The sequence below is a fragment of the Pseudomonas sp. WS 5027 genome, assembly GCF_012985695.1.
Taxonomy (GTDB): Bacteria; Pseudomonadota; Gammaproteobacteria; order Pseudomonadales; family Pseudomonadaceae; genus Aquipseudomonas; species Aquipseudomonas hygromyciniae.
Genome location: NZ_JAAQWU010000003.1, coordinates 139,095 through 165,358, shown reverse-complemented (window position 1 = coordinate 165,358; position 26,264 = coordinate 139,095). Strand labels below are relative to the sequence as shown.

Annotated in this window: 28 protein-coding genes; 14 read left to right on the top strand and 14 right to left on the bottom strand. The window is 60.5% G+C overall.

Going from position 1 to position 26,264, the window contains the following annotated elements:
* Window positions 1-7: 7 nt before the first annotated feature.
* Both HBO09_RS05760 and HBO09_RS05755 read right to left on the bottom strand, forming a co-directional pair.
* The gene (locus HBO09_RS05760; protein ID WP_178120276.1) at window positions 8-1,339 is read right to left on the bottom strand and encodes an NCS2 family permease; all 1,332 of its coding nucleotides are present in this window, start codon (window positions 1,337-1,339) and stop codon (window positions 8-10) included.
* A gap of 222 nt (window positions 1,340-1,561) precedes the next feature.
* Window positions 1,562-1,993 (bottom strand): MarR family transcriptional regulator, encoded by a 432-nt coding sequence (locus HBO09_RS05755; protein ID WP_169994130.1) that lies wholly within the window; start codon window positions 1,991-1,993, stop codon window positions 1,562-1,564.
* Between the two features lie 81 nt (window positions 1,994-2,074).
* Here HBO09_RS05755 and HBO09_RS05750 point away from each other — a divergent pair, with 81 nt between their 5' ends.
* Complete coding sequence (locus HBO09_RS05750; protein ID WP_169994127.1) at window positions 2,075-3,241, top strand: PLP-dependent aminotransferase family protein; 1,167 nt, start codon at window positions 2,075-2,077, stop codon at window positions 3,239-3,241.
* 10 nt (window positions 3,242-3,251) lie between these two features.
* The gene (locus tag HBO09_RS05745) at window positions 3,252-3,854 is read left to right on the top strand and encodes a glutathione S-transferase family protein (RefSeq protein ID WP_169994124.1); all 603 of its coding nucleotides are present in this window, start codon (window positions 3,252-3,254) and stop codon (window positions 3,852-3,854) included.
* 122 nt (window positions 3,855-3,976) lie between these two features.
* Here HBO09_RS05745 and HBO09_RS05740 read toward each other — a convergent pair whose 3' ends face one another.
* From HBO09_RS05740 to HBO09_RS05720, 5 genes are all read right to left on the bottom strand, one after another.
* Window positions 3,977-4,348, bottom strand: coding sequence for a glutathione S-transferase N-terminal domain-containing protein (locus HBO09_RS05740; protein ID WP_169994122.1), 372 nt, complete (start codon window positions 4,346-4,348; stop codon window positions 3,977-3,979).
* Between the two features lie 102 nt (window positions 4,349-4,450).
* Complete coding sequence (gene folE / locus HBO09_RS05735) at window positions 4,451-4,996, bottom strand: GTP cyclohydrolase I FolE (RefSeq protein ID WP_169994120.1); 546 nt, start codon at window positions 4,994-4,996, stop codon at window positions 4,451-4,453.
* Between the two features lie 320 nt (window positions 4,997-5,316).
* Window positions 5,317-5,874, bottom strand: a complete 558-nt coding sequence (locus tag HBO09_RS05730; RefSeq protein WP_169994117.1) for a Smr/MutS family protein — start codon at window positions 5,872-5,874, stop codon at window positions 5,317-5,319.
* Window positions 5,875-5,950: 76 nt separating this feature from the next.
* Complete coding sequence (locus HBO09_RS05725; protein ID WP_169994114.1) at window positions 5,951-6,271, bottom strand: hypothetical protein; 321 nt, start codon at window positions 6,269-6,271, stop codon at window positions 5,951-5,953.
* A 142-nt stretch (window positions 6,272-6,413) separates the two neighbouring features.
* A complete protein-coding gene (locus tag HBO09_RS05720; RefSeq protein ID WP_169994112.1) occupies window positions 6,414-7,004 on the bottom strand; it encodes a cysteine hydrolase family protein in 591 nt (196 codons plus the stop codon).
* 238 nt (window positions 7,005-7,242) lie between these two features.
* On the opposite strand from HBO09_RS05720, the gene prmB reads away from it, so the two are divergent.
* The gene (gene prmB / locus HBO09_RS05715) at window positions 7,243-8,151 is read left to right on the top strand and encodes a 50S ribosomal protein L3 N(5)-glutamine methyltransferase (RefSeq protein ID WP_169994110.1); all 909 of its coding nucleotides are present in this window, start codon (window positions 7,243-7,245) and stop codon (window positions 8,149-8,151) included.
* A gap of 137 nt (window positions 8,152-8,288) precedes the next feature.
* On the opposite strand, the gene HBO09_RS05710 is transcribed toward prmB, so the two are convergent.
* Together HBO09_RS05710 and HBO09_RS05705 are read right to left on the bottom strand one after the other, a co-directional pair.
* On the bottom strand, window positions 8,289-9,092 hold the full coding sequence (locus HBO09_RS05710) for a hypothetical protein (RefSeq protein ID WP_169994107.1): 804 nt from the start codon (window positions 9,090-9,092) through the stop codon (window positions 8,289-8,291).
* 100 nt (window positions 9,093-9,192) lie between these two features.
* A complete protein-coding gene (locus HBO09_RS05705; RefSeq protein WP_169994105.1) occupies window positions 9,193-10,155 on the bottom strand; it encodes an alpha/beta fold hydrolase in 963 nt (320 codons plus the stop codon).
* Window positions 10,156-10,297: 142 nt separating this feature from the next.
* On the opposite strand from HBO09_RS05705, the gene aroC reads away from it, so the two are divergent.
* From aroC to HBO09_RS05685, 4 genes are all read left to right on the top strand, one after another.
* The gene (gene aroC, locus HBO09_RS05700) at window positions 10,298-11,389 is read left to right on the top strand and encodes a chorismate synthase (RefSeq protein ID WP_169994100.1); all 1,092 of its coding nucleotides are present in this window, start codon (window positions 10,298-10,300) and stop codon (window positions 11,387-11,389) included.
* A 10-nt stretch (window positions 11,390-11,399) separates the two neighbouring features.
* Window positions 11,400-12,548, top strand: coding sequence for an MFS transporter (locus tag HBO09_RS05695; RefSeq protein WP_169994085.1), 1,149 nt, complete (start codon window positions 11,400-11,402; stop codon window positions 12,546-12,548).
* 46 nt (window positions 12,549-12,594) lie between these two features.
* Window positions 12,595-13,140, top strand: coding sequence for an acireductone dioxygenase (locus tag HBO09_RS05690; protein WP_169994082.1), 546 nt, complete (start codon window positions 12,595-12,597; stop codon window positions 13,138-13,140).
* A gap of 213 nt (window positions 13,141-13,353) precedes the next feature.
* A complete protein-coding gene (locus HBO09_RS05685; RefSeq protein ID WP_169994079.1) occupies window positions 13,354-13,656 on the top strand; it encodes a helix-turn-helix transcriptional regulator in 303 nt (100 codons plus the stop codon).
* Window positions 13,657-13,708: 52 nt separating this feature from the next.
* On the opposite strand, the gene HBO09_RS05680 is transcribed toward HBO09_RS05685, so the two are convergent.
* Window positions 13,709-13,987: a DUF3509 domain-containing protein gene (locus tag HBO09_RS05680; RefSeq protein ID WP_029300345.1), complete on the bottom strand. Its 279-nt coding sequence runs from the start codon at window positions 13,985-13,987 to the stop codon at window positions 13,709-13,711.
* 350 nt (window positions 13,988-14,337) lie between these two features.
* Here HBO09_RS05680 and HBO09_RS05675 point away from each other — a divergent pair, with 350 nt between their 5' ends.
* The 5 genes from HBO09_RS05675 (at window position 14,338) to HBO09_RS05655 (ending at window position 20,901) form a co-directional block, all read left to right on the top strand.
* Window positions 14,338-16,164 carry a long-chain-acyl-CoA synthetase gene (locus tag HBO09_RS05675; protein WP_169994075.1) on the top strand — a complete coding sequence of 609 codons (1,827 nt, stop codon included), beginning with the start codon at window positions 14,338-14,340 and terminating at the stop codon, window positions 16,162-16,164.
* 110 nt (window positions 16,165-16,274) lie between these two features.
* A complete protein-coding gene (locus HBO09_RS05670; RefSeq protein ID WP_169994072.1) occupies window positions 16,275-16,790 on the top strand; it encodes an ankyrin repeat domain-containing protein in 516 nt (171 codons plus the stop codon).
* Window positions 16,791-16,831: 41 nt separating this feature from the next.
* A complete protein-coding gene (locus HBO09_RS05665; protein WP_169994069.1) occupies window positions 16,832-17,362 on the top strand; it encodes a hypothetical protein in 531 nt (176 codons plus the stop codon).
* 67 nt (window positions 17,363-17,429) lie between these two features.
* Window positions 17,430-17,621: a PLDc N-terminal domain-containing protein gene (locus tag HBO09_RS05660; protein ID WP_003172956.1), complete on the top strand. Its 192-nt coding sequence runs from the start codon at window positions 17,430-17,432 to the stop codon at window positions 17,619-17,621.
* 1,192 nt (window positions 17,622-18,813) lie between these two features.
* A complete protein-coding gene (locus HBO09_RS05655) occupies window positions 18,814-20,901 on the top strand; it encodes an LTA synthase family protein (RefSeq protein ID WP_169996564.1) in 2,088 nt (695 codons plus the stop codon).
* A 173-nt stretch (window positions 20,902-21,074) separates the two neighbouring features.
* On the opposite strand, the gene HBO09_RS05650 is transcribed toward HBO09_RS05655, so the two are convergent.
* A complete protein-coding gene (locus HBO09_RS05650) occupies window positions 21,075-21,227 on the bottom strand; it encodes a DUF3309 family protein (protein ID WP_032863216.1) in 153 nt (50 codons plus the stop codon).
* 330 nt (window positions 21,228-21,557) lie between these two features.
* Here HBO09_RS05650 and HBO09_RS05645 point away from each other — a divergent pair, with 330 nt between their 5' ends.
* Complete coding sequence (locus HBO09_RS05645; RefSeq protein WP_169996566.1) at window positions 21,558-22,373, top strand: SDR family oxidoreductase; 816 nt, start codon at window positions 21,558-21,560, stop codon at window positions 22,371-22,373.
* Window positions 22,374-22,717: 344 nt separating this feature from the next.
* Window positions 22,718-22,927: a carbon storage regulator CsrA gene (gene csrA, locus HBO09_RS05640; protein ID WP_169996568.1), complete on the top strand. Its 210-nt coding sequence runs from the start codon at window positions 22,718-22,720 to the stop codon at window positions 22,925-22,927.
* Here csrA and HBO09_RS05635 read toward each other — a convergent pair.
* The 3 genes from HBO09_RS05635 to ngg all read right to left on the bottom strand — a co-directional run bounded on the left by HBO09_RS05635 (window position 22,924) and on the right by ngg (window position 26,262).
* Window positions 22,924-23,151, bottom strand: coding sequence for a YheU family protein (locus HBO09_RS05635; RefSeq protein ID WP_003192759.1), 228 nt, complete (start codon window positions 23,149-23,151; stop codon window positions 22,924-22,926). The two genes, csrA and HBO09_RS05635, sit on opposite strands and share 4 nt — an antisense overlap.
* A 59-nt stretch (window positions 23,152-23,210) precedes the next feature.
* The gene (locus HBO09_RS05630) at window positions 23,211-24,395 is read right to left on the bottom strand and encodes an osmoprotectant NAGGN system M42 family peptidase (RefSeq protein WP_169996571.1); all 1,185 of its coding nucleotides are present in this window, start codon (window positions 24,393-24,395) and stop codon (window positions 23,211-23,213) included.
* Window positions 24,396-24,516: 121 nt separating this feature from the next.
* Window positions 24,517-26,262 (bottom strand): N-acetylglutaminylglutamine synthetase, encoded by a 1,746-nt coding sequence (gene ngg, locus HBO09_RS05625; RefSeq protein ID WP_169996573.1) that lies wholly within the window; start codon window positions 26,260-26,262, stop codon window positions 24,517-24,519.
* Window positions 26,263-26,264 lie beyond the last annotated feature (2 nt).

The following is a 26,264-nucleotide window of genomic DNA, read 5'->3' as shown; positions in this document are numbered from 1 at the left end:
TTCCGCGTTACAGGAAGACAAACTTGGCGATGAAAATCGCGCACAGCACCCACAGGCTGATGGAAATCTGCTTGTACTTACCCGTGCCGGCCTTGAGCGCCACGTAAGTGATAAAGCCCAGGGCGATGCCATCGGCGACCGAGAAGGTCAGGGGCATCATGATTGCCGTGACGATCGCCGGGATGCTGTCGGTGGCGTCGTCCCACTCGATGTGTGCCATGCCGCTCATCATTAGCATCGCCACATAAATCAGCGCGCCGGCTGTGGCATACGCAGGAATCATGCCCGCCAGCGGGGCGAAAAACATCGCCGCCACAAACAGCACGCCCACGGTCACAGCCGTAAGCCCTGTGCGCCCACCAGCCGCCACGCCCGCCGCGCTTTCTACATAACTGGTCACGGGCGGTACACCGACCACCGCGCCAAACACGCTGGAAGCACTGTCAGCTTTCAAGGCCCGCGACAGGTTTTCGATCTTGCCGTCGGCCTTTACCAGGCCAGCGCGCTGGGCGACGCCCATCAGGGTGCCGGCGGTGTCGAACATGTGCACAAACAGGAAGGCGAATACCACGCTGATCATGCTGACGTTGAACACGCCCATCACGTCCATCGCCATCCAGGTCGGCGCCAGGCTCGGCGGGGCGGCAACGATGCCCTGGTAATGCACCAGGCCCAGGCCCCAACCGGCCAGAGTGACAGCAATGATGCTGATCAGGATCGCGCCGAATACCCGGTGATAGCTGAGGATCGCGATCAGCAGGAAGCACACGGCCGCCAACAGCGGGGCCGGTTCATGCAGGGAGCCGAGCTTGATCAGGGTGGCGGGGCTGGCCACGATAATCCCGGCGGTTTTCAGGCCGATCACCCCCAGGAACAGGCCCACCCCGGCGCCCATGGCGTGGCGCAGGCTTACCGGAATGCTGTTGAGCAGCCATTCGCGGATGCGCGACAGCGTCAGGATCATGAACAACACGCCGGAGATAAACACCGCGCCCAGCGCGGTCTCCCAGGTGTAGCCCATGGTGCCGACCACGGTGTAGGTAAAGAACGCATTCAAGCCCATGCCTGGCGCCAGGCCGACTGGCCAGTTGGCGTACAGGCCCATCAACAGGCAACCGAGGGCCGCGGCGATACAGGTCGCGACAAAGGCGGCGCCGTGGTCGATACCGGCGTCGGCCATGATGTTGGGGTTGACGAAGATGATGTAGGCCATGGTGATGAACGTCGTGAGGCCGGCGATCAATTCAGTCTTCACTGTGGTGCCATGCAAGCTGAGTTTGAACAGGCGTTCCAGCCAGCCCTGCTTTGTGGTCGAAAGGTGGGGCGGACTGAGGTCCAGGGTCGGGGCGTCGGATTTATGGCTTTCCACAGCAAGTACTCCTCAAGAGTTTTATTGTTATTTCCAGCGCCGGACACATGAGTGGGCAGCGGCGCTTTGAGGTACCAGCGGGCTTTGTTGACCAGTAGGTCAGGAACTCGCACGAAGCGAATTATGCTTTTGTATACAAAGAAAGCAAATAATGTTTGCGATTATGTGTGCAAAAAAGATGAAAGGCCAATTTCAAAGTAGGGTCAGGGCTTTGTTCACCGCCAGCCAACCCTTCACCGCTTCTTCACCGGCCTCGGCAAAGGCGTGCTGCAGCAGCTTGACTTGCTCGCGGCGCAAGGACTGTTCGAAGCGCTGACCTTCCTCGGTCAAGTGCAGCAGGCGCTTACGTTTGTCGGAGTCCGAGGCAACGCTGTCGACCAGCTGCATTTCCTGCAATTGGCGCAGTGGCATATTCAGCGCCTGCTTGCTCACCCCCAGCAGCTCCAGCAGTTGCTTGACACTCAAGGCGGGGTAGCGGGCGATAAAAAACACGATGCGCTGATGCACCCGGCTCAAGCCCCGACGCTCCAGCATTGCATCGGCTTTGGCGGTAAAGGCCTGGTAGCCGAAGAAGAACGCTTCCATGGCGGCTTGCTGCGAGGTCTGGTTTTTAAGGTCAAGCATATTGACGTATCTACCTTGGGCGTCGTAATTTCGGTCAACCAGTTTGACGTATTTTCCCCAGGCTTTGCTACCGGTGACCCTATGGCTTTCTCTGAACGTGTTTCGCGCCTTAAAAGCTCCTTGATCCGTGAGATCCTCGCGGCGGCCCAGCGCCCGCAGGTGATGTCATTTGCCGGTGGCCTACCAGCCGAAGCCATGTTGCCGGCGCTGGATTGGCAAGAAATGCCGCCTGCCATGGGCCAGTACGGCATGAGCGAAGGCGAGCCACAATTGCGCGAGTTGCTGGCGGTTGAGGCGCGGGCGCTGGGGGTGGCTTGCGAGGCCAGCCAGGTCCTGGTGGTCAGCGGCTCGCAGCAAACCCTGGACCTGGCGGCCAAGCTGTACATTGACCAAGGCACGCAGATCCTGCTGGAAGGCCCGACCTACCTGGCTGCCCTGCAGATCTTCCAACTGTTCGGCGCCGATTGCCTGACCGTTGAGCTGGAAGCCGACGGCCCGGACTTGAAGGCGCTGCGCAGCAATCTGGAACGCCATCGCCCGGCGTTCATCTACCTGATCCCCACCTTCCAGAACCCCTCGGCGGTGCGCTACAGCGAAGCCAAGCGCGATGCCGTGGCGGCGCTGCTCGATGAATTCGGCGTGACCCTGATCGAAGACGAGCCGTACCGCGAGCTGACCTTTGATGGCGGCAGCGCCCGGCCGATTGTCAGTCGCCTGCGCAAGGCCAGTTGGATCTACACCGGCACCGTATCGAAAACCTTGCTCCCGGGTTTGCGGGTCGGCTACCTGATCGCCAGCCCCGACCTGTTCCCCCACCTGCTCAAACTCAAGCAGTCGGCGGACCTGCACACCAACCGCGTCGGCCAATGGCAAGCCATGCAGTGGATCGGCACCGAGCGCTACCAGCAACACCTGGGGCAATTGCGTAGTTTTTATCGTGAGCGCCGCGATGGGTTCCAGGCGGCATTGATGCGCCACTTCGATGAACTGGCCGACTGGCAAGTGCCCCAGGGTGGATTATTCTTCTGGCTGACCTTGAAACAGCCTCTGGATACCCGCACCTTGTTGGCACCAGCGCTCGACCAGGACGTGGCGTTCATGCCCGGTGAACCGTTCTTTTCCGAGCCAGACCAGCACCACGGGCACCTGCGGCTCAACTTCAGCCACATCGACCCGGCACGCCTGGACGAAGGTCTCAAGCGTCTCGCGGCGGTGATCCGTCAAGCACAGCGCGCGCAAGCGGCATAAGGGGAGCTTCATGTACAAGGTTTATGGCGATTACCGCTCGGGCAACTGCTACAAGGTCAAGTTGATGCTCAACCTGCTCGGCATCGCGTATGAGTGGGTCAATGTCGACATCTTGAACGGCGACACACAGACCGCCGAGTTCCTGGCGAAGAACCCCAACGGCAAGATCCCGGTCCTGGAGCTCGAAGACGGCACGTGCCTGTGGGAGTCCAACGCGATCCTCAACTTCCTCGCCGACGGCAGCGAGTTCCTGCCCACTGAGCCGCGCCTGCGCACCCAGGTGTTGCAGTGGCAGTTTTTCGAACAATACAGCCATGAGCCGTACATCGCGGTGGCGCGGTTTATCCAGCTTTACCTGGGGCTGCCGGACGATCGGTTGGAGGAGTACAAAACCACCCATAAAGGCGGCTACAAGGCCTTGAGGGTCATGGAGAAGCAGCTGCAAGCCACGCCGTACCTGGTGGGTGACCAATATTCGATTGCCGATATTGCACTGTATGCCTACACCCATGTGGCCCATGAGGGGGGCTTTGACCTGAGCCCCTATCCGGCCGTACAAGCCTGGCTTGCACGCGTGGCCAGTCATCCCCGGCACGTGCCGATGCTCGACTGATAGGCACGACCTAAATGTGGGAGCGGGCTTGCTCGCGAAAGCGTAGGGTCAGTTGATGAATAATTGACTGACACACCGCATTCGCGAGCAAGCCCGCTCCCACATTTTGACCGCGTTTTCTGTCAGATCGCGGCGAAGCGCTTGTCCAGGTAATCGATGATCACCTTGGAGTCATACATCCAGGTGGTCTGGCCATTCTCTTCGATACGCAGGCACGGCACCTTGATCTTGCCACCTTGGGTAAGCAATGCCTGGCGGTCCTGCTCGTTGTTCTTCGCGTCCTTGAGCGCCACCGGTACATTCAGGCGGTGCAGGGTGCGGCGGGTCTTCACGCAGAACGGGCAGGCGTGGAATTGGTACAGGGTCAGGCTCTTGGCCGCTTGATTGACCTGCGCCTGTTGTTCGGCAGGGCGCTGCTTTTTGCGTGGACGGGTAAGGAAGTCGCCCGCGATGATGACGTGGCCGAGGCCTACTCGAAGTGCTTTGACGAACATGGCTGAAACCTCTTGCCCATGACAGAAGGGGCGGCAGCTTACCTGATTTCCACAGGCGAAAAAAAACCGGCGATGAATGCCGGTTTTTTCTGACGCAGCCTGTTACTTGATCAGGCTGAGAAACTCACTGCGGGTTGCCGCGTTTTCGCGGAACTCACCCAGCATCACCGACGTGATCATCGACGAATTCTGTTTCTCCACACCGCGCATCATCATGCACATGTGCTTGGCCTCGATCACCACGGCAACACCCAGGGCACCGGTCACCTGCTGGACCGCTTCGGCGATCTGGCGGCTGAGGTTTTCCTGGATCTGCAGGCGGCGCGCATACATATCGACGATCCGCGCGACCTTCGACAGGCCCAGGACCTTGCCGCTGGGGATATAGGCGACATGGGCCTTGCCGATGAACGGCAGCAGGTGGTGTTCGCACAGCGAGTACAACTCGATGTCCTTGACCAGCACCATTTCGCTGTTGTCGGAGCTGAACAGGGCACCGTTGGTGACCTCTTCGAGTGTTTGCTCATAGCCGCGGCAAAGGTACTGCATGGCCTTGGCGGCACGTTTTGGCGTGTCCAGCAGGCCCTCGCGGGAGACGTCCTCGCCGAGTTGGCCGAGGATTGCGGTGTAGTTTTGTTCCAATGTCACAGGACTGTTTCCGTATGGGTTTCAGAACGGTACGGTGTATGCCTGTACCAATGTGAAGCGGTACGCCAGCGAGCGGTCGTGCAGCGTCGCCAGTGATTGGCGCACATAGTAGCGTAGGTATGCCGAGAGGTGTAATTCCCTGGAATGCGGGGTTTGCATTCGTGGCGAGGGGGCTCGTCCCCCGTTGGGCTGCGAAGCGGCCCCAAAACCTGGCGCCTCGGTGTATCTGATAAAGCGCAGTGGGCCTTATAGATTGGGGCTGCTTCGCAGCCCAACGGGGGACGAGCCCCCTCGCCACAGATGAACCTTTCCCAAGTCATTCACTCGTCGCGGCCTTCAAGCATCGTGCGCTTGAGCATCACATACACCGCACCGGCACCGCCATGGCGCGGTTGGCAGGAGGTGAAACCGAGCACTTGGGGATGCTGGCGCAGCCAGGTGTTGACGTGACTCTTGATCATCGGGCGCTTGCCGTCCAGGCGCACGGCCTTGCCGTGGGTCACGCGTACGCAGCGGATTTCGAACTTGGTGGCTTCGGCAAGGAACGCCCAGAGGGTTTCCCGGGCCTTTTCCACGGTCATGCCGTGCAGGTCGAGGCTGCCTTCGAAAGGGATCTGGCCGGCCTTGAGCTTGCGTACCTGGCTTTCCTGGACCCCGTCGCGGGACCACATCAACTCGTCCTCGGGGCCGACGTCAATCACGAACTGGTCCGATAGGCCGTCCACTGTGGTGGCGTCAGTGCGCACCGTGGCCGCCTGGCGCAGCTTGGCGATCTGCGCGCGGTCGGTCTTGGGTTTGCCGGTATCGGCGCGATCATGCTTGATCGGCTTGACGCCGCGCAGCTCGTTCTTGAAAAGGGAAAAATCGTCGTCTTGCATGTCAGCCTCCGCGCGGGGCGGGCAGTTTACCCAAATCGAGGCGGTTGATGCGGGACAAAACGCTATCAGTGCTCCCTTAATCGTGCTTTTTCATCAGGTGCGAGGCGATGTTCAGCGACAGTGGCTGGCGCATACGGCGCCGGCAACGGCGCCACAGCCAGACGCCCAGCCACAGGATCAACAGCCCGCTGCCTAACAGCACGCCCGCGCCGCCGGGGCTGGCATTGAGCTCGCCCAGCGCGGGCGAGTGACCGAGCAGACCGGCAGCGCCGGCCAACGAAAGCAGCAAACCACACAACGCCAGCAGCGCGGCAAATGCCACGCCCAGGCGCAGACGCCAGTTGCTCGGGCCCTTGGGGCGCAAGCGACGAGCGTCAAAACCATCGGATATCTTCATTCCGACCTTTCCTCCAGGGTATCGGCCCTTCGACCGGAAGATAAACAACTTGTTCCGGGCTGGGAGGCAATTGCGGTAAATGACAGGCTTTAGCGGATGAGCGGGGCCGTTGCGGTGGCCGCGCCGCTCATCGACAGGGCGATCAGATCAGATCTTGGGTCAGGGCAAGGGTGGCGAAGTTGTCGGCCATGATGGCCATTTCCGTCTGCTGGACATGCTCGGCGCTGAGGATACCGCCCTTGTAAGGCAGGTCGCGGGTAGCGCAGGCGTCTTCCACCAGGGTGCAGCGAAAGCCCAGGTTCTTCGCCGCGCGCACAGTGGTGCTAACGCTGGAGTGGCTCATGAAACCGCAGACGATCAAGTCCAGGGAGCCCAGGTTCTGCAGGGTTTTTTCCAGGTCTGTACCGTGGAAAGCGCTAGGCAGCAGCTTGCCAATGATGGTTTCGTCGCCCTGGGGTTCCAGACCGGGAATAAACTCGCCGCGCTCGCCCTGGGGGTCGAACAGGCCGCCCACGGTGCCAAGGTGACGCACATGCACGATGGGCCGCCCGGCCTTGCGTGCGGCAGCGCTCAGTTGCTTGATGTTTTCTACGGCGGCGTCCATGCCCGACAGGGCGAGCGGGCCGCTCAAATATTCTTTCTGGGCATCGATGATCACAAGGGTCGCGTGGCTCAAATTGGCCGGTGCGTAACCGCGACCGCTGAGTTGAAACATCGTCTTTGGAACGGACATTCTGGGGCTCCTGTGAGTGGGGCTTTTGCGACATTGTCCTCTGGCTGAGCGGTTCTGTGAATCGCTACTAACGTAAGGTGCGCCGTTGTTGGCTTACAGCCTTGTCAAGAGGGACTGCTGTGTAACAGAAAAACCTTGAATCAGGTTGAAACTGACATGGCGCTGAGGTTTTTCATACATCGTCCATACAGCTTAAGGCTGTTAGAATTGCCAGTCGTTTTTTCCTGGAGCTTGCCCCGTGATCACTTCCCGCCTGCGCACCTTGCGCGACCACATCCGTTGGGCCGTCAGCCGTTTCCATGGGGAAGACCTGTTTTTTGGCCATGGTACCGACAATGCCTGGGACGAAGCCCGGCAATTGGTGCTGGGTGCGCTGCACTTGCCTTGGGAAATTGCCGACAGCTATCTGGACTGCAACCTCGAAGAAGAAGAGATTTCCCACGTACAGCGTCTGCTGCATCGCCGTATCCACGAGCGCGTGCCCACCGCTTACCTGTTGAAGGAAGCCTGGTTCTGCGGCATGTCGTTTATCGTCGACGAGCGCGTGTTGATCCCGCGTTCACCGATTGGTGAACTGATCGAAAACCGCTTCGAACCCTGGCTGGCCCAGCCTCCGGCGCGCATCCTCGACCTGTGCACCGGCTCCGGTTGTATTGGCATCGCCTGCGCCTACGAGTTCCAGGACGCCGAAGTAGTGCTGGGGGACTTGTCCTTCGAAGCGCTGGAAGTGGCTAACCAGAACATCGAGCGCCATGGTGCCGACGAGCGCGTGTACACCGTGCAGGGTGATGGTTTCGACGGTTTGCCCGGCCAGCGCTTTGACCTGATTGTGTCCAACCCGCCATACGTGGATGCCGAAGACTTTGCCGACATGCCCGATGAATACCAGCACGAACCTGAGCTGGGCCTGGCCTGCGGTGACGATGGCTTGAACCTGGTGCGGCGGATGTTGGCCGAGGCGGCCGATCATCTGACCGAGAAGGGCTTGTTGATTGTCGAGGTGGGCAACAGCCAGGTGCACGTTGAGGCGCTGTACCCGGAAGTGGATTTTGCCTGGCTGGAGTTCCAGAACGGTGGCCATGGCGTGTTCATGCTCACGGCTGAGCAGTGCCGGGCGCATCAGGCGGTATTTGCCTCTCGCGTCTGATCAGGCGGTACTGAATGTGGGAGCGGGCTTGCTCGCGAAAGCGGTGGATCAGTCAATACATTTACCGACTGATCCACCGCTTTCGCGAGCAAGCCCGCTCCCACATTTGATTTGGATTCTTCCGTTGCACCGCGTTGTCAGCGGTGCGTCGCAATCCAGATCAACAGCCCCGCCTGGAACACCGTAAATGCCACCAGGCAGGTGATGGTGAAGCGCAAGCCGCTGTCTTCGCGCTTGAACTTGATGACCTTTTCTTCTTCGTGGCGCAGTTTCACTTCCTGTTCCGCCAGGTTCTGCTCGGCCTGTTGCAGCATCTGCGCCGCTTCCAGGATTTCCACGAACTGCACCTTCTCGGTGTTCCAACTGTCCAGCACTTCGCTGACCTTGCCCGGCTGCACATGCCCTTTGAGATGCTGGACGTCGGCATAGGCCACATCAAACCCCTGGATCCGCAAAAAGTGGTCGCGGCGCAGGCGAGTGGCTTCGTTCAGCGCGTCCTTGTTCGCCAGGTCCACGCCGTCGACGCGATAGTGCGACCACTTCTTCTTTGCCCACGCGGCGCCCTGGGCTACCAGGAAACGGCCGAGGCCCCGGTTTGCCGGCTCGATTTCCAGGCTGTTGCCCGGGCCAAAATGTACGCGGTGGGTGGCGTGGTCGACCCACACATCCAGGCGATTCTGTTCGTGCCGCACCCGTTGGCCAGGCAATTGGATGACCATGCGCAGCAGGCTGTGGTCCTTGTTGTTGCGTTCGGCATAGCCAAACTGCACAAAACGCAATGGCCGAGCGCCGGTGGCGCGGTCAGTGGCCAAGGGCGCCAGGCGCAGCATCTTGAAGTGTTCGGCCTCAACCTCCGCCCACGGCAGAGCAGCCGCAGCCGCCGTTTCGGTTTCGGCGGTGCTCTCGGCGGGAGATTCCGGTACTGCTTCGGTGTTCGTCATTCGGCGCGATCCTGTCCAAGCCCAGCAAGTCGACAGGCTTTTTGCTGTCGACCTTGTGCTTATCGGCCGTTTGTTCCAGGACTGGAGGGTAAATAGTGGGTTATCGGGGGCGAAGTCCGTCGATAAAGCCAACCAGACGCCTGCCCAGCGCATCGGCGAGGGGCAATTGTGGATTGTTGTAGGAACTCAGTTGTTGCTTCACATCGTTGGGTACGATGCGCATCACGTGGTTCATGCCGGGAATCACCGCCAACTCGGCGTCGGGCTTGGCCTGCTTGAGCTTTTCGGCATCGGCCACCCCCACTTGCAGGTCGGTGGTGCCCTGGACAATCAGGGCCGGCATGTTCAGGCGGGCGAATGCCGCCGCAGGATCTGCACGAAACAGGCTGATCAGGTAAGGCTGCACGCTGGGGCGGAAAATACTTTGCAGCGGGCCGGGCACATCGGCATCCACCTGGCCGGCCTTGAGTCGGTCGAGGATCTGGTTACTGCGCAGCAGCAGAGCCGGTGGCAGGTGGTCGGCCAGTTGCTGGCGGATCACCTGGTCCACCGGGCGGGCACTGCCGGACAGGGAAATCACCCCGGCGGGCCCAAGTTCAGGGGCGGCGAGGGCTGCCACCAAGGCGCCTTCACTGTGGCCCAGTACCACCAAGGGCCCGAAACGCGGATCGGCCTTGAGTGATTTACCCCAGGCCACCGCGTCGGCCACGTAGGCGTCCAGCGTCAGATTGCGCTCATCGGGCGTAGCCTTGAGGCTGGCGGCCACGCCGCGTTTGTCGTAGCGCACGCTGGCGATGTTATGGCGGGCCAGGACCCAGGCCAGGCGTTTGAGGCTGTCGTTGCGTGCTCCTTCGGCGCTGTTGCCGTTGCGATCGGTGGGGCCGGAGCCGGCAATGATCAGCACCACGGGCACGGGTTTGTCAGATTGGGGGAGTAGTAACGAGCCAAACAACTCGCCGCTGCCGGTGTCCAGGCTGATGGGGCGTTGCAGCACCACAGGGGCGGCGGCGTGGGCGGCGGTGCAGATCAGGGTGAGGGTAAACAGTAAAACTCGCAGCATCATCGCGCCATCATGAGGAAGGTGCCGGTTGGACCAACGTCTACCGGGAAGGTTTCGAGGATGAACTACTGGATGAGCCTGCGTATACTGGCGCGCTTAGTTATCACGGTTGAGTTGATTCAACTGATTTCACGGAGCGCTCTGCATGTCCGGCAATACCTACGGCAAGCTGTTCACTGTCACCACCGCAGGCGAAAGCCATGGTCCGGCGTTGGTCGCCATTGTCGACGGCTGCCCGCCCGGCCTTGAGTTGTCCCTGGACGACCTGCAGCGCGACCTCGACCGCCGCAAGCCCGGCACCAGCCGCCACACCACCCAACGCCAGGAGCCCGACGAAGTCGAAATCCTCTCCGGCGTGTTCGAAGGCCGCACCACCGGGTGCGCCATCGGCCTGTTGATCCGCAACACCGACCAGAAGTCCAAGGACTATTCGGCGATCAAGGATCTGTTCCGCCCGGCCCATGCCGACTACACCTACCACCATAAATACGGTGAGCGTGACTACCGTGGCGGTGGCCGCAGTTCGGCGCGGGAAACCGCGATGCGCGTAGCCGCCGGGGCCATCGCCAAAAAGTACCTGGCGACCCAGGGCATCGTGATTCGTGGCTACATGAGTCAGTTGGGCCCGATCGAAATTCCGTTCAAGACCTGGGACAGCGTGCAAGACAACGCCTTCTTCAGCCCCGACCCGGACAAAGTGCCGGAGCTGGAAGCCTATATGGACCAGTTGCGTCGTGACCAGGATTCGGTGGGCGCGAAGATCACCGTGGTTGCCGAAGGGGTGATGCCGGGCCTGGGCGAGCCGATTTTCGACCGCCTGGACGCCGAACTGGCCCACGCGCTGATGAGCATCAACGCGGTCAAGGGTGTGGAAATCGGCGCTGGTTTCGCCTGCGTAGCCCAGCGTGGCACCGAGCATCGCGATGAGCTGACCCCCGAAGGCTTTGTCAGCAACAACGCTGGCGGCATTCTGGGTGGTATCTCTTCCGGGCAGCCAATCGTGGCGCACCTGGCACTCAAACCGACGTCGAGCATTACCACGCCGGGCCGCTCCATCGATGTGCATGGCAACCCGGTGGACGTGATCACCAAGGGCCGCCATGACCCTTGCGTCGGCATCCGCGCCACGCCGATTGCCGAGGCAATGATGGCCATTGTGCTGATGGACCACCTGCTGCGCCATCGTGGGCAGAATGCCGATGTGCGCGTGAGTACCCCGGTGCTGGGCCAGCTGTGACGGTCTGACCGTGACAGCACTCCCGTACTGGCGACTTTCCAGCTTCTATCTGTTCTATTTCGCCCTGCTGGGGGCGACGGCGCCATTCCTGGCGCTGTACTTCCATCATCTGGGATTCTCTAGCGCGCGCATTGGCGAACTGGTAGCGATCCCGATGCTGATGCGCTGTGTGGCACCCAATATCTGGGGCTGGCTGGGGGACTACACCGGTCGGCGCCTGGCCATCGTGCGCTTTGGCGCGGTATGCACGCTGCTGAGTTTCTCGCTGATCTTCGTCAGCCAGAGCTACGCCTGGCTGGCGCTGGTGATGGCCCTGCATGCGTTCTTCTGGCATGCTGTGCTGCCGCAGTTCGAGGTCATCACCCTGGCGCACCTGCGGGGCCAGACCTCACGCTACAGCCAAGTCCGCCTGTGGGGCTCGGTGGGGTTTATCCTCGCCGTAGTCGCCCTGGGACGGCTGTTTGAAGCCATGAGCCTGGACATCTACCCGGCGGCAATCGTATTGATCATGGCCGGCATCATCGGTGCCAGTTGGTGGGTGCCCAATGCCCAGCCGGTCGCCACCGGCGATCGCGAGGCTGGCGACGGCTTCCTGCGGCAATTGCGCAGCCCTGGGGTGCTGGCGTTCTATGCCTGTGTCGCCTTGATGCAAATGAGCCATGGCCCGTACTACACCTTTCTCACCCTGCACCTGGAAAACCTCGGTTACAGCCGTGGCGTGATCGGCCTGTTGTGGGCCCTGGGCGTGGTGGCGGAAGTGTTGATGTTCATGGCCATGAGCCGGATTCTCACGCGCTTCTCGGTACGGCGGGTGCTGGTGGCCAGTTTTCTGTTGGCGGCGTTGCGCTGGTTGTTACTGGGTTCGTTCGCCGAATTCCTGTGGGTGCTGCTATTTGCCCAATTGCTGCATGCCGCGACCTTTGGCAGCTTTCATGCGGCGGCCATCCAGTTTGTGCAGCGCAGCTTCGGTGCGCGCCAGCAAGGCCAGGGCCAGGCCCTGTATGCGGCGCTGGCCGGCAGCGGTGGCGCGCTGGGCGCCTTGTATTCCGGTTATAGCTGGAACCAGCTGGGGCCGACCCTGACCTTCAGTATCGCCAGCCTCGCGGCCCTGGCCGCCGCGTTGGTCATGGCGCTGCGCTTGCCCGAGGAACGGCCGTGAGCCCGGCCCATCATCTGCAGACTCTTACCGCCCAAGGACCCCTTTTATGAGCATTCTCTTCGTTTATCACGTTGCCACCCCGGACACCCCGAACAAGGTCCTGACCCACGCTGACGATATTGCCTCGACCCTGGCCGAGCAGGGCGTGGGCTTCGAGCGCTGGCAGGCGAGCACCCGTGTCGAGGCCGGTGCCAGCGCGGCCGAGGTGACGGCGGCGTACCAGGGGCAAATCGACAGCTGGATGACCGCAGAGGGCTACGCGCAAGTCGAGGTGTTAAGTGTGAACCGCGAGCATCCGCAAAAGGATGCCGTTGCTGCGCGGTTGCGCGATGAATATCGCCATGATGCCGACGAAATCCGCCTATTCGCCGCCGGGCGAGGGTTGCTCGGCCTGCATATCGGCGATTACGTCTACACCGTGCTCTGCGAAAAACATGACCTGCTGCGCATCCCGGCCGGCATGCCGCGTTGGTTTGACCTGGGTGAAGAGCCGCGGGTGGTCGCCATCAGTCTGTTCAAGACGGTGTCTGGGGCTGTGGCGCAAGTCACCGGCAGGGACATCGCCCAAGCTTTCCCCGGGCTGGATGATTGATCTTAGTTCACTTTCCACAAACTTATTCAATACTCCGAAGTTGGATAAGTTTGTGGGAATGGGCTCTATAGTTTGTAAGTTCCAGCTATTTGTCTGTGGGTCGATGTGTTAATTCCAGGCTTTATGTAACTCTCCCGTCGCTGTGCATTTATCTGTCAATAGGAGGAGTCCGAATATTGGCAGTGCAATTCAATAAGAGACGGAGAGGTATGCATGAGCAGCCCAGAGGAGTCGACCCCATCCGTGGCGCCCGCGGCACACGAGGCCGGTGAACAGGCGTCCAGCGACAGGGCGGGTGGCGCACAACTGGCGTTGCCGATTAAGCCGCTGACTGCCAAGGAACTGGAAATACTGCGTTGGGCCACGCAGGGCAAGACCGTATGGGAAATCAGCCGGATCCGTTGTGTCTCACAAGCCACGGTGAAATTTCATCTGCGCAATATCTACGGCAAGTTGCACGTCAATAACCGTGTCCAGGCGGTGAGCGAGGCGATCAAGCGCGGTTTGTGCAGATAAAAAAAGGCCGTGAAGCCTGACAGCTTCACGGCCCTGGGAAACAAATCTGTATTCAGGCCGAATGGTAGGTCGGCAGGGCAAAGCGGTGCTGGCTTTGCAACATCGAAATCTGCGGCAGCTCGCTGGCCTGTTCTGCCAGGTCACGACGGATAGCGCTGATGACCCAGGTCAGTTGGTCGGCAGTGTGCAGCTGCTGGTACGAGATCGAGCGTTTGATCTGCTTGCCCTCAGTGTTGCGCAGGGTCAGCAGGATCCCACCATCAGGACGCGCTTGAGTGGTGACGTCGTAGTTGGAGAATACAGAAGCGAATTTGTCTTGGATCAGGCTCATGTCTATCGGCTCCATTGGCTCGTGTTGTGCGGCATGGAGTGATAGGTGCAGTGATTGTGCCAGTATTGGGTTTTGTAAAAAAACCTTATAAATCAATGTTTTATAAAAAAATGAATTTTTCGGATTCGTGCAATATGCATGAATGGCTATCGTGCATCCTGCATTTTGCGCTATTGACCGGTGACGAACGGTGCTGGGCACCGCCTCGATGTGGGATACAAAACATTGCAAATCCTGCGTGTACAGCCAAGGAATGGCTGGCGTATTTTCCTGCAAGGCATTCAGGAATGGTCCTACACCGCCTGAAGGGCCGCAGACTCTACGAATAATAAGAAAAAGGACTTCTGTACATGAGCAATCCGAACAGCGAGATGATTACCCTCGGCATGATGTTGCGCAAGGTGCCGACCATTGTCCGGGCCCTGCCACGCCTGGTACGTGGTATCCGCGTCGCCAACATCACTGACCCCGACCAACCCTGCGGATTGGGTTGGACCTTCGAACAGGCCACCCAGCGCAACCCCGAGGGCGCGGCGCTGCTGTACGGCGACCAGGTGCTCAGTTATCGCCAGGCCAACCAGCACGCCAACCGCATCGCCCATCACCTGCAGGCCCAGGGCATTGGCAAGGGGGATGTGGTCGCGCTGTTTATCGAAAACCGTCCCGAACTGCTGCTGACCGTGCTGGCGGTGGCCAAGGTCGGCGGTATCTGCGCCATGCTCAACACCGCGCAAACCCAGGCGGTGCTGGTCCACAGCCTGACCCTGGTAGATCCGGTGGCGATTGTGGTCGGCGCTGAACTGGTCCAAGCCTACGACGCCGTGCGCGGGCAGGTGGCGATTGATCCTCAGCGTACCTGGTACGTTGCCGAGCAACAGGCGGCGCCGGTGCCTGCCGGCTATATCGACCTGATGGCGGCCAGCGCGGACTGCTCGCCGGACAACCCGGCCAGCAGCCAACAGATCTACTTCAACGACCCATGCTTCTATATCTACACCTCCGGCACCACCGGTTTGCCCAAGGCTGGCATTTTCAAGCATGGCCGCTGGATGAAATCCTCGGCCAGCTTCGGCACCATCGCCCTGGACATGGGCCCGGAGGACGTCGTCTATTGCACCCTGCCGCTGTACCACGCCACTGGGCTTTGCGTGTGCTGGGGCTCGGCGATTGCCGGTGCGTCAGGGTTTGCCATCCGCCGCAAGTTCAGCGCCAGCCAGTTCTGGGACGATGTGCGCAAATTCAACGCAACCACCCTGGGTTATGTCGGTGAGTTGTGCCGCTACCTGATCGACCAGCCGCCAAGCCCTCGCGACCGCGACAACCGCGTGGTGAAGATGATCGGCAACGGCTTGCGCCCTGGAGTGTGGGGGCCGTTCAAGGAGCGCTTTGGGGTCGATCATATCTGCGAACTGTACGCGGCCAGCGACGGCAATATCGGCTTCACCAACGTGCTGAATTTCGACAACACCATCGGCTTTTCCTTGATGCATTGGGCACTGGTGGACTACGCCCACGACACCTGCGAACCGATTCGTGGCAGCAATGGCTTTATGCGTGAAGTGCAGAAGGGCGGGCAGGGCCTGCTGCTGGCCAGGATCGACGACAAGGCACCGTTCGATGGCTACACCGACCCGGAAAAGAACCGCAAGGTGGTGTTGAGCGATGTGTTCGAAAAGGGCGATCGCTACTTCAACACCGGCGATCTGTTGCGCAGCATCGGCTTTGGCCATGCGCAGTTCGTCGACCGCCTGGGCGACACCTATCGCTGGAAGGGCGAGAACGTCTCCACCACCGAGGTGGAAAACATCTTTATGCAGCACCCGCAGATCACCGAGGCGGTGGCCTACGGCGTGGAAATCGCCAACACCAACGGCCGCGCCGGGATGGCGGCGATTACCCCATCCGAATCCCTGGCAACCCTGGATATGCAGGCGTTGCTGCAGTTCGCCCTGAGCCAGATGCCGACCTATGCGGTGCCGCTGTTCCTGCGGATCAAGGTCAAGATGGAAACCACTGGCACCTTCAAGTACCAAAAGGTGCGACTCAAGGAGGAGGCGTTCGACCCGGCCAGGGTTGGTGATGATCCACTCTATGCCTGGCTGCCAGGCACGGATGCCTATGTGCCTGTGACCGAGCAGGTGCTGGCGGATATTCAGGGCGGAAAATATCGCTACTGACGGCACGTGATAGAGCCTGACTATTGCTGCCTTCGGCAAAAAAGGGGTGACAGGCGTGGCGCCGCTCGGGAAACTGACGGCCTTACGCCACACCCCATAGGGAGCCGCAGATGTCAGATCAAGCCAAACAAATGACCGAAGAAGAAGCCGCCGAATTTGCCGAGCAGGTCTTCGACGTGGCCCGCCGGGGCGATGCCGCCATGCTGGCCGCGCTGCTGGCCAAAGGTTTGCCGGTCAATCTGCGCAATCACAATGGCGATACTTTGTTGATGTTGTCCGCCTATCACGGGCATGCCGAGGCGGTGAAAGTGCTACTGGAGTTCAAGGCCGACCCGCAGATCGCCAACGATAAGAATCAATTGCCGATTGCCGGTGCGGCATTCAAGGGCAACCTGGCGGTGGTCACGGCACTGATCGAAGCTGGCACTCCGGTAGACGGTGCCTCTGCCGATGGCCGCACGGCGCTGATGATGGCGGCGATGTTCAACCGTACCGAGATGGTCGAGTACCTGATCAGCGTCGGGGCCAACCTCAAGGCCACGGATGCCCAGGGGGCGACCGCCCTGGTGGCGGCCCAGACCATGGGTGCAGTGGATACGACGGCGCAGTTGCAAAAACTGGTGTAGGCTTTGCGCCCTCAAAATCAGCCTCGCCACAGGATTCGCCCATGAACACCGCGCTCGTCGAACTCATCACTAAAATCAGTTCCGGTTGCCTGGGCGAGGCCGAGATCGCGCAGATCGCCGACGAGGCCGCCCAGGCCTACGCCGATGCCGACGGATTCCTGGAGGCCAACTCCGATATCAACTATGACGACAGCTTCCCCATCCCTCTGGGCGAGTGGATTGTGGTCGGTAGCCTGCCGGAGACGGTGTTGTTCCAGGCTGATACTTACCAGGACCTGTTCGCCCAGATCGTTGCCTCCTTTGGTCCCAACGTTGCGTTCAACCTCAAGCCCAAGCAATTGGCCAAGACCGAGGCGCTCACGGCGCTCAATCGCATCCAGATCCAACTCAGTGCCATGAACCCGGAAAACGGCGGCTATACGCTGATGAACTTCAGCCAGTTGCTCGATGATGAGATCCAGGCGGTGTTGGTGTACGGCAACGACGTACCACGGGTGCTGGAGTTGTGTGCCGCAGTCGGGATCAAGGGCGAACCCTCCCTGGAAGCCTTGCGCATCGCGTTGCATGTCTGAAATAAAACGGAACCCTCGTCAGGGCTGGCTATCCTAAACAGGCAAGCCCTCACTTAGGAGCGACACCATGGGTTCCACATTTAATGGTCTGATCGGGTTGATCATCCTTGCACTGGATATCTGGGCGATCATCAACGTGTTCAAAAGCGGCGCCAGCACCGGGGCCAAAGTGTTGTGGATCCTGTTGATCCTGCTGTTGCCGGTATTGGGCCTGATTATCTGGGCCATCGCCGGGCCACGGGGCAATGTGCGGATCTGATCTTCAGTGGGCACGATCAAATAGTGTGCGGCCTTGCCCGCGATAGCTGTAAGTATCTACACAAGTATCTTCTTGGTATGGGTACATATCCGTTGTTGCGGTCACGGCGGCTTAGGGTTCCGCCCTTACGGCGGGTCACTTTCGAAGAGCGCGAAAGTAACCAAAGCGCTCTTGCCCCACCACTCGGTGCCTCGCCTAGGCTCGGCATGCCCGCAGTCAGGCATTGCTCCGTGGGCCCGCCGCGATCGGCCATCCATGGCCGTGTCGCGGCTACCCCGGCATCCATGCCGGGGTGCCCACTGCGCAATACCTGCCTGCGGCCATCGTGGTTTGACGGGGCGCCCAAGATCAAAAACCAGATCAAAAACAGAGCAACAGCAACGCCAGAGCGCGGAGCTGCATTCCCCTGTGGGAGCGGCGGTGCGACGATTCGACTTGCTCGCGAATGCGGTGGGTCAGTGATGGATATATTGACTGATACACCGCCTTCGCGAGCAAGCCCGCTCCCACAAGGGTACGCGTACGCTTCGACGATCAGGTCGGCTGTCAGGCCGCCTCGCTTTGCTTGTGATTTTGATCTTAGGCGCCCCGTTAAACCACGCTGGCCGTAATCCGATATTGATTTGGGGGGTAAACCGGCAGGACGCCGGTTTAGCCGCGCTGGGCCATGGATGGCCCATCGCGGCGGCCCCCCAAATCAATGTCGGATTACGGGCATGCCGAGCCTAGGCGAGGCACCAAGTGGTGGGGCAAGAGCCTTTTTGGTTACTTTTGGGGCTCTTTTCCAAAAGTGACCCGCCGTCAGGGCGGAACCCTAAGTGGCCGTGACCGCAGCAACGGATATGTACCCAACCCCAAGAATCATCAAAAAGTTGTGTCGATACTCATGACCATCGCGAGCAAGCCCGCCCCCCCATTTTTTTGCACCATGTCCGTCAGATTTGTGTGTCGAGATATTCGCTGCACAAAATTTTCACACTTCATCCAAGACAATTCCCCCGCTTTATTTTCCTGCCACGGTCCGTCTGTGTCGCCAGGAGCCCTGCGCGCTGAGTAATCAATAGCGTTGCCGACGTTGATCGGGCACCATCTGCCCACCGCGTAATACCCTGGACCCTATGCCTCTATTGGCCGGGGCAGGACGCCGCTGCATTATTTCGCAACTTAAACTTCCAATGGGTCCTCAAACAACATGGCAAACCCGGACGCCCTGAATCAGCAGCGAGCTTCTAATCGCCTGCTGCAACCCACCGTCAAGTCCCACCTGGCCTACACGCTGCTTTGCGCGCTGGTCATGATGGTGATGCTCTCCCTGCTGCGCCTCGGGCTGTTGGTCTACAACAGCGACATGATGCTCGACACCCCGGCCTCGACCTTTCTTGAAGCGTTCGTCAATGGCCTGCGCCTGGACTTGCGCCTGGTGGTGTACCTGAGCATCCCGCTGATCCTGGCCTTGTTCAGTGTGCGGGCCATGGCTGCTCGCGGGTTCTTCCGGCTGTGGCTGACGGTGGTCTCCAGCATCGCGTTGTTCCTTGGCCTGATGGAGATGGACTTCTACCGCGAGTTCCACCAGCGCCTCAACGGCCTGGTCTTCCAGTACGTCAAGGAAGACCCGAAAACCGTGATGAGTATGCTCTGGTACGGTTTCCCGGTGGTGCGCTACCTGCTGGGCTGGGCCGTGGGGACGTTTATCCTGAGCATCGCCTTCAAGGGCGCTGACCGTGCAACGCGGCCCCGTGGCCCGTTCAGCGGTGGCACCGTCGGCACCCGCCAGGTTGCCCCGTGGTACGGCCGCGTCGCGGTGTTTGTGGTGTGCCTGCTGATTGCCGTGGTCGCCGCGCGCGGCACCCTGCGCCAGGGCCCGCCGCTGCGTTGGGGTGACGTGTACACCACCGACTCCAACTTCGCCAACCACCTGGGCCTCAACGGTACGTTGTCGCTGATCGGTGCGGCCAAGGCGCGTTTTTCCGAGCATCGCGAGAACGTCTGGAAAGCTACCCTGGAGCAACCGCTGGCCACCCAGACCGTGCGCGACATGCTGGTGCTGCCTGACGAAAAACTGGTAGATACCGACACCGCCGCCGTGCGCCGTGACTTCACGCCTCCGGCCGAGAAAACCCTGCCGATCAAGAACGTCGTGGTGATCCTGATGGAAAGCTTCGCCGGTCACTCGGTGGGCGCCCTGGGCAGTGGCGGCAAGATCACGCCGTACTTCGACGAGTTGACCAAGGAAGGCCTGCTGTTCGACCGTTTCTTCTCCAATGGCACCCATACCCACCAGGGCATGTTCGCCACCATGGCTTGCTTCCCGAACCTGCCAGGTTTTGAATACCTGATGCAGACCCCGGAAGGCAGCCACAAGCTGTCGGGCTTGCCGCAGTTGCTCAGTGCCCGTGACTTCGACGACGTGTATGTCTACAACGGCGACTTCGCCTGGGACAACCAGTCGGGCTTCTTCAGCAACCAGGGCATGACCAACTTCATTGGCCGCAATGACTTCGTCGACCCGGTGTTCTCCGATCCGACCTGGGGCGTGTCCGACCAGGATATGTTCGACCGTGGCCTGCAAGAGTTGAAGGCGCGCGAGGGCGGCAAGCCGTTCTACGCACTGCTGCAAACCCTGTCCAACCATACGCCGTACGCCTTGCCGACGCCGTTGCCGGTCGAGCCGGTGACTGACCGTGGTCGTCTCAACGAACATTTGACGGCCATGCGCTACTCCGACTGGGCCCTGGGCCAGTTCTTCGAGAAGGCCCGCAAGGAGCCGTATTTCAAGGACACCTTGTTTGTGATCGTCGGCGACCATGGTTTTGGTAACGAGCAACAGATCACCGAAATGGACCTGGGCCGCTTCAACGTGCCGCTGCTGCTGATCGCCCCTGGCGTGCAGGACAAGTTCGGCGTGCGTGACCACACCGTGGGGACGCAGATCGACATCGTGCCGACCATCATGGGCCGCCTGGGCGGTGAAACCCGCCACCAGTGCTGGGGCCGTGACCTGCTCAACCTGCCGGAAGGCGACAAGGGCTTTGGCGTGATCAAGCCATCGGGCAGCGACCAGACCGTGGCGTTGCTCACCGCTGACCGCGTGTTGGTACTGCCCAAGGAAATGCCACCGAAACTGTGGCAATACGAACTGGGCGCCAACCCTACCGGCAAGGTGATCCCTGAGTCGGCGGATGAGGCACAACTCAAGCAGAAACTTGAGTCGTTCCTGCAGACCGCCACCAAGAGCCTGCTGGATAACACCGCAGGCGTGGTAGACGGCAAGCCGGACTAATCGGCTGGCAATAAAAAAGAGGCCTTTTTCAAGGCCTCTTTTTTTTCATCTTTTTTTGTAGGAGCGAGCTTGCTCGCGAAAAATGCCCAGGCAACGCGTTTGTTCTGGATAACCGCGGTGGTGCTGAGTTCTTCGCGAGCAAGCTCGCTCCTACAGTTATGCAATCAAGGCAGTTATATCTTGCCCAGCAACAACAGAATCAACAGCACCACCAGCACCGTGCCGAGAATACCCGATGGCCCATAACCCCAGTTGCGTGAGTGCGGAAACACTGGCAGACCGCCGACCAGCAGGAGGATCAGAACAATGATAAGAATGAGGCTCATAGGTTGTTTTCCTTATTTGTCTTGTGCAAAGACCTGATTGTTAAATACCAGAGCCGCACATCTAAAGCGGCTGCCTTAATCAATCCGACTCCTGCACTTTGCAGAAAATTCCCTGTTTTTTTAAAGCGATTTGGCCGCTGGCTTATTTCCTTTTTAATTGTTGTTTGGCTTCGCGCTTAGTTTGAAAAGATTGAACTTACCCCGCGCCCAGGCATCCGACCGGGCCTTTGGTTTGCCCGCGGCATTCAGCAACTTGATGGTGCATGGGGCGGTGAATAACCTTCGCTACACTGGCGCGTACTTCTTCCCTGAATCACAAGGCTACTTCCTATGCAAAATCGCATGATGATCACTGGCGCCGGATCCGGCCTGGGTCGCGAAATCGCTCTGCGCTGGGCCCGCGAAGGTTGGCAACTGGCCTTGTCGGATGTCAGTGAGCCGGGTTTGCAGGAAACCCTCGCGCTGGTGCGCAAGGCCGGTGGCGATGGCTTTATCCAGCGCTGTGATGTGCGTGACTACAGCCAGCTCACCGCCTTTGCCCAGGCCTGCGAAGTCAAGCTGGGCGGTATCGATGTGATCGTCAACAACGCAGGGGTCGCCTCCGGTGGATTCTTCAGCGAACTGTCCCTGGAGGATTGGGACTGGCAGATCGCGATCAACCTGATGGGCGTGGTCAAGGGCTGCAAGGCCTTCCTGCCCCTGCTGGAAAAAAGCAAGGGCCGGATCATCAACATCGCTTCCATGGCGGCCCTGATGCAAGGCCCGGCCATGAGCAACTACAACGTGGCCAAGGCCGGCGTGGTGGCACTTTCAGAAAGCCTGCTGGTGGAACTCAAGCAGCAGGAAGTCGGGGTGCATGTGGTTTGCCCGTCGTTCTTCCAGACCAACCTGCTGGACTCGTTCCGCGGCCCCACCCCGGCGATGAAGGCCCAGGTCGGCAAGCTGCTGGAAAGCTCGCCGATCACGGCGGCGGACATCGCCGATTACATCTACCAGCGCGTGGCTGCCGGTGAATTCATGATCCTGCCCCACGAACAGGGGCGGATGGCCTGGGCTCTGAAGCAGAAAAACCCGCAGTTGCTGTATGACGAAATGACCAGCATGTCGGAAAAAATGCGCGCCAAGGCCCAGTCGGTCAAAAGTTAACGGGCGCAGGGGCAAGTGTGGCTCAGGCGCTTATTGTGGCGAGGGGGCTTGTCCCCCGCTGGGCTGCGCAGCAGCCCCAACCCAATAAGCCTCACCGAGTTTTATCTGACACACCGGGGTGGCATATTTTGGGGCTGCTGCGTAGCCCAGCGGGGGACAAGCCCCCTCGCCACACGTTAAACGGTGTGTTCAGTTTTTGTCTTCTGTTGCAGCACTTTCCATATTTGTCTGTCAGTAAAGTTAACCAAGGCTTGTAGGGGAGGTCTGTTTAGCTAGCAAGGCATTGATGGGGCATGGGGGAGGGCGCATGGTCGATGTCCGGTAACTCTCAAAGGACAAACGCCATGCTGGTACTTAGCCGCGCGGTAGGCGAAATCATTTCCATCGGCGATCACATCACCCTGCGGATCCTGGAGGTCAACAGCTTCCAGGTGAAACTTGGTGTGGACGCGCCGGCAGGGGTCAATGTGCATCGGGCGGAGGTCTACGAAAAGATCCGCAACCTGCAGGGGCAGCCGCTGGCGACCCATCCAGTGCCTGTGCCCAACCCTTAGTCGAACAGATGCTTGGGCACATCGTGCTTGAGCATCAGTTGGCACTGTTCACTCTCCGGATCGAAAACAATCAGCGCCTGGCCTTTGGTCAACGCTTGGCGTACACGCAGTACCCGGGTTTCCAGGGGCGTGTCGTCGCCGTTATCGGTGCCGTCGCGGGTGACGAAGTCTTCAATGAGGCGGGTCAGGGTGTCGACTTCAAGTGCATCGTAGGGAATCAGCATACAAGCCTCAAATGATTGATCCCGGCGATGCTACTGCGCCGGGATCATTGTTGCCAGCGTCAGGTTTTCTGCCCGACCAGGCTGTCTACCGACGGCACGCGGGTGTCGCTCTCCATTTGCGTCTCGTGCTCCAGTTGATGGCTGAAGCGGTCCAGGGAACCCTGGGCTGGCTGGGCATCGCTGGCAAATACCGGCGGGCTGAGGATGTAGGCGCCAAGCAGGCGACTCAATGCCGCCAGGCTATCGATATGGGTGCGCTCGTAACCGTGGGTCGCATCGCAACCGAAGGCCAGCAGCGCGGTGCGGATATCGTGGCCAGCGGTCACCGCAGAATGGGCATCGCTGAAGTAATAGCGAAACAGATCGCGGCGTACCGGCAGCTCATGGTCGGCGGCCAGGCGCAGCAGGTGACGGGACAAATGATAGTCATAGGGCCCGCCAGAATCCTGCATCGCTACGCTCACGGCATGCTCGCTGGAATGCTGGCCGGGGGCGACCGGGGCAATGTCGATGCCGACGAATTCGCTGACATCCCAGGGTAATGCCGCCGCCGCGCCGCTGCCGGTTTCTTCGGTGATGGTGAACAGCGGGTGGCAGTCGATCAGCAACGGTTCACCGCTGTCGACGATCGCCTTGAGCGCCGCCAGCAAGGCCGCGACCCCGGCTTTGTCATCCAGGTGGCGGGCGCTGATATGGCCGCTCTCGGTGAACTCCGGAAGTGGGTCGAAGGCCACGAAATCGCCGACACTGATCCCCAAGGAATCGCAATCGGCACGGGTGGTGCAGTAGGCGTCCAGGCGCAGTTCGATATGGTCCCAACTGATTGGCATTTCATCCACGGCGGTGTTGAACGCGTGCCCGGAAGCCATCAGTGGCAGGACGCTGCCACGGATCACGCCATTGTCGGTGAACAGGCTCACGCGGCTGCCTTCGGCAAAGCGGCTAGACCAGCAGCCCACGGGCGCCAGGGTCAGGCGGCCATTGTCCTTGATCGCCCGCACGGCAGCGCCGATGGTGTCCAGGTGCGCGGAAACCGCGCGGTCGGGGCTGCTTTGCTGGCCCTTGAGGGTGGCGCGGATGGTCCCGCGACGGGTCATTTCAAAGGGGATGCCCAGTTCTTCGAGGCGCTCGGCGACATAGCGCACGATGGTGTCGGTAAACCCGGTGGGGCTGGGGATGGCGAGCATTTCCAGCAGCACTTTCTGCAGGTAGTTGAGATCCGGTTCGGGGATGGTTCGGGTCATGGAAACTCCTGATGAGTTGAGGGCATCGATGGTTTCGATGAGGGGGCTGAGGGTATTGGGTGCCTGGGCTGGCCTCATCGCGGGCTTGCCCGCGATGAGGCCCGACCAGTCAACGCCTATCTCAAGCCGTGGGCTGACTATGGGGAAACAACAGATCCACGAATTTCTCCGCAGTCGGTTGCGGTTCATGATTGGCCAATCCTGCGCGTTCATTGGCTTCGATAAATACATACTCCGGCTGGTCGGCGGCCGGCACCATCAGGTCCAGGCCCACCATGGGAATGTCGAGGGCGCGCGCGGCACGTACGGCAGCGTCCGCCAGGGACGGGTGCAGAATCGCCGTAACATCCTCCAGGCAACCGCCGGTGTGCAGGTTGGCGGTACGGCGCACCGCCAGCACCTCACCGGAAGGCAAGATGCTGTCGTAGTCGTAACCCGCCGCTTTCAAGGTGCGCAGGGTTTCGTCGTCCATGGGGATGCGGCTTTCGCCATCGGTGGCCGCCTGGCGTCGGCGGCTTTGCACCTCGATCAACGCGCCGACGCTGTGCTTGCCGTCACCGATCACCTGGGCCGGGCGGCGGATGGCGGCGGCCACCACTTCAAACCCAATGACCAGGATGCGCAGGTCCAGGCCTTCGTGGAAGCTCTCCAGCAATACCCGCGAGTCGAACTGGCGCGCCGCCTCGATGGCGCGTTGTACTTCTTCGATGGTCTGCAAGTCCACGGCCACGCCCTGGCCCTGTTCCCCGTCCAGCGGCTTGACCACGATGCGCTGGTGTTCGTCGAGAAACTCCAGGTTATCGTCGGCGCTGGCGGCCAGTTGCTGCGATGGCAATTTCAAACCGGCGGCGCTCAAGGTCTTGTGGGTCAGGCTTTTGTCCTGGCACAGGGTCATGCTGATGGCACTGGTCAGGTCGCTCAACGACTCGCGGCAGCGCACTCGACGGCCGCCATGGCTGAGGGTAAACAGCCCGGCATCGGCGTCATCTACCTGCACGTCGATCCCGCGTCGGTGGGCTTCTTCGACAATGATCCGCGCATAGGGATTGAACCCCGCCTGCGGCCCAGGGCCGAGGAACAGCGGTTGGTTGATGCCATTCTTGCGCTTGATCGCGAAGGTGGTGAGGGCACGAAAACCGAGCTTGGCGTAGAGGCTTTTAGCCTGGCGATTGTCATGCAATACCGACAGGTCCAGGTAACTCAGGCCCCGGCTCATAAAGTGTTCGATCAGGTGGCGCACCAGCACTTCGCCGACCCCCGGCCGCGAGCATTGCGGGTCCACGGCCAGGCACCAGAGGCTGCTGCCGCTTTCCGGATCGTGGAAGGCCTTTTGATGATTGAGGCCCATGACGCTGCCGATCACCGCGCCGCTGTCTTCGTCCTCGGCCAGCCAGTACACCGGGCCGCCTTGGTGGCGCGGAGTCAACAGGTCGGCATCCACCGGCAACATGCCGCGCCCCTGGTACAGGCGATTGACGGCCTGCCAATCGGCTTCGCTCTGTACCCGGCGAATGCGAAAGCCACGAAACACCCGGGTCGCCGGGCGGTAGTCGGTGAACCACAGGCGCAGGGTGTCGGATGGATCGAGGAACAACTGTTGCGGATCGATCCCGAGGATCTGCTGGGGCGCGGCCACATACAGGGCGATATCCCGTTCCCCCGGCTGCTCGTTGAGCAACTCCAGGGCCAGGCTCGCCGGGTCAGGGAAGGTATGCCCAATCAACAACCGGCCCCAGCCGCAATGTAATGCTATGGGCTGCGCGCTGGGTTCGCTGCCGTCTTCGGCCAGACGCGCTTGCAAGCGCTCGTAGGAGGGCGCCTGGCCGCGCAGCAGACGTTGGCTGTAGGCCGTGGCGTGAGGTTTCATCA

Coding starts and splice junctions, on each gene's coding strand:
- HBO09_RS05755 (WP_169994130.1), bottom strand. CDS start 1,993: ATGCTTGACCTTAAAAACCAGACCTCGCAGCAAGCCGCCATGGAAGCG.
- HBO09_RS05750 (WP_169994127.1), top strand. CDS start 2,075: ATGGCTTTCTCTGAACGTGTTTCGCGCCTTAAAAGCTCCTTGATCCGT.
- HBO09_RS05745 (WP_169994124.1), top strand. CDS start 3,252: ATGTACAAGGTTTATGGCGATTACCGCTCGGGCAACTGCTACAAGGTC.
- HBO09_RS05740 (WP_169994122.1), bottom strand. CDS start 4,348: ATGTTCGTCAAAGCACTTCGAGTAGGCCTCGGCCACGTCATCATCGCG.
- HBO09_RS05730 (WP_169994117.1), bottom strand. CDS start 5,874: ATGCAAGACGACGATTTTTCCCTTTTCAAGAACGAGCTGCGCGGCGTC.
- HBO09_RS05725 (WP_169994114.1), bottom strand. CDS start 6,271: ATGAAGATATCCGATGGTTTTGACGCTCGTCGCTTGCGCCCCAAGGGC.
- HBO09_RS05720 (WP_169994112.1), bottom strand. CDS start 7,004: ATGTCCGTTCCAAAGACGATGTTTCAACTCAGCGGTCGCGGTTACGCA.
- HBO09_RS05710 (WP_169994107.1), bottom strand. CDS start 9,092: ATGACGAACACCGAAGCAGTACCGGAATCTCCCGCCGAGAGCACCGCC.
- HBO09_RS05705 (WP_169994105.1), bottom strand. CDS start 10,155: ATGATGCTGCGAGTTTTACTGTTTACCCTCACCCTGATCTGCACCGCC.
- aroC (WP_169994100.1), top strand. CDS start 10,298: ATGTCCGGCAATACCTACGGCAAGCTGTTCACTGTCACCACCGCAGGC.
- HBO09_RS05690 (WP_169994082.1), top strand. CDS start 12,595: ATGAGCATTCTCTTCGTTTATCACGTTGCCACCCCGGACACCCCGAAC.
- HBO09_RS05685 (WP_169994079.1), top strand. CDS start 13,354: ATGAGCAGCCCAGAGGAGTCGACCCCATCCGTGGCGCCCGCGGCACAC.
- HBO09_RS05680 (WP_029300345.1), bottom strand. CDS start 13,987: ATGAGCCTGATCCAAGACAAATTCGCTTCTGTATTCTCCAACTACGAC.
- HBO09_RS05675 (WP_169994075.1), top strand. CDS start 14,338: ATGAGCAATCCGAACAGCGAGATGATTACCCTCGGCATGATGTTGCGC.
- HBO09_RS05670 (WP_169994072.1), top strand. CDS start 16,275: ATGTCAGATCAAGCCAAACAAATGACCGAAGAAGAAGCCGCCGAATTT.
- HBO09_RS05665 (WP_169994069.1), top strand. CDS start 16,832: ATGAACACCGCGCTCGTCGAACTCATCACTAAAATCAGTTCCGGTTGC.
- HBO09_RS05660 (WP_003172956.1), top strand. CDS start 17,430: ATGGGTTCCACATTTAATGGTCTGATCGGGTTGATCATCCTTGCACTG.
- HBO09_RS05655 (WP_169996564.1), top strand. CDS start 18,814: ATGGCAAACCCGGACGCCCTGAATCAGCAGCGAGCTTCTAATCGCCTG.
- HBO09_RS05650 (WP_032863216.1), bottom strand. CDS start 21,227: ATGAGCCTCATTCTTATCATTGTTCTGATCCTCCTGCTGGTCGGCGGT.
- HBO09_RS05645 (WP_169996566.1), top strand. CDS start 21,558: ATGCAAAATCGCATGATGATCACTGGCGCCGGATCCGGCCTGGGTCGC.
- csrA (WP_169996568.1), top strand. CDS start 22,718: ATGCTGGTACTTAGCCGCGCGGTAGGCGAAATCATTTCCATCGGCGAT.
- HBO09_RS05635 (WP_003192759.1), bottom strand. CDS start 23,151: ATGCTGATTCCCTACGATGCACTTGAAGTCGACACCCTGACCCGCCTC.
- HBO09_RS05630 (WP_169996571.1), bottom strand. CDS start 24,395: ATGACCCGAACCATCCCCGAACCGGATCTCAACTACCTGCAGAAAGTG.
- ngg (WP_169996573.1), bottom strand. CDS start 26,262: ATGAAACCTCACGCCACGGCCTACAGCCAACGTCTGCTGCGCGGCCAG.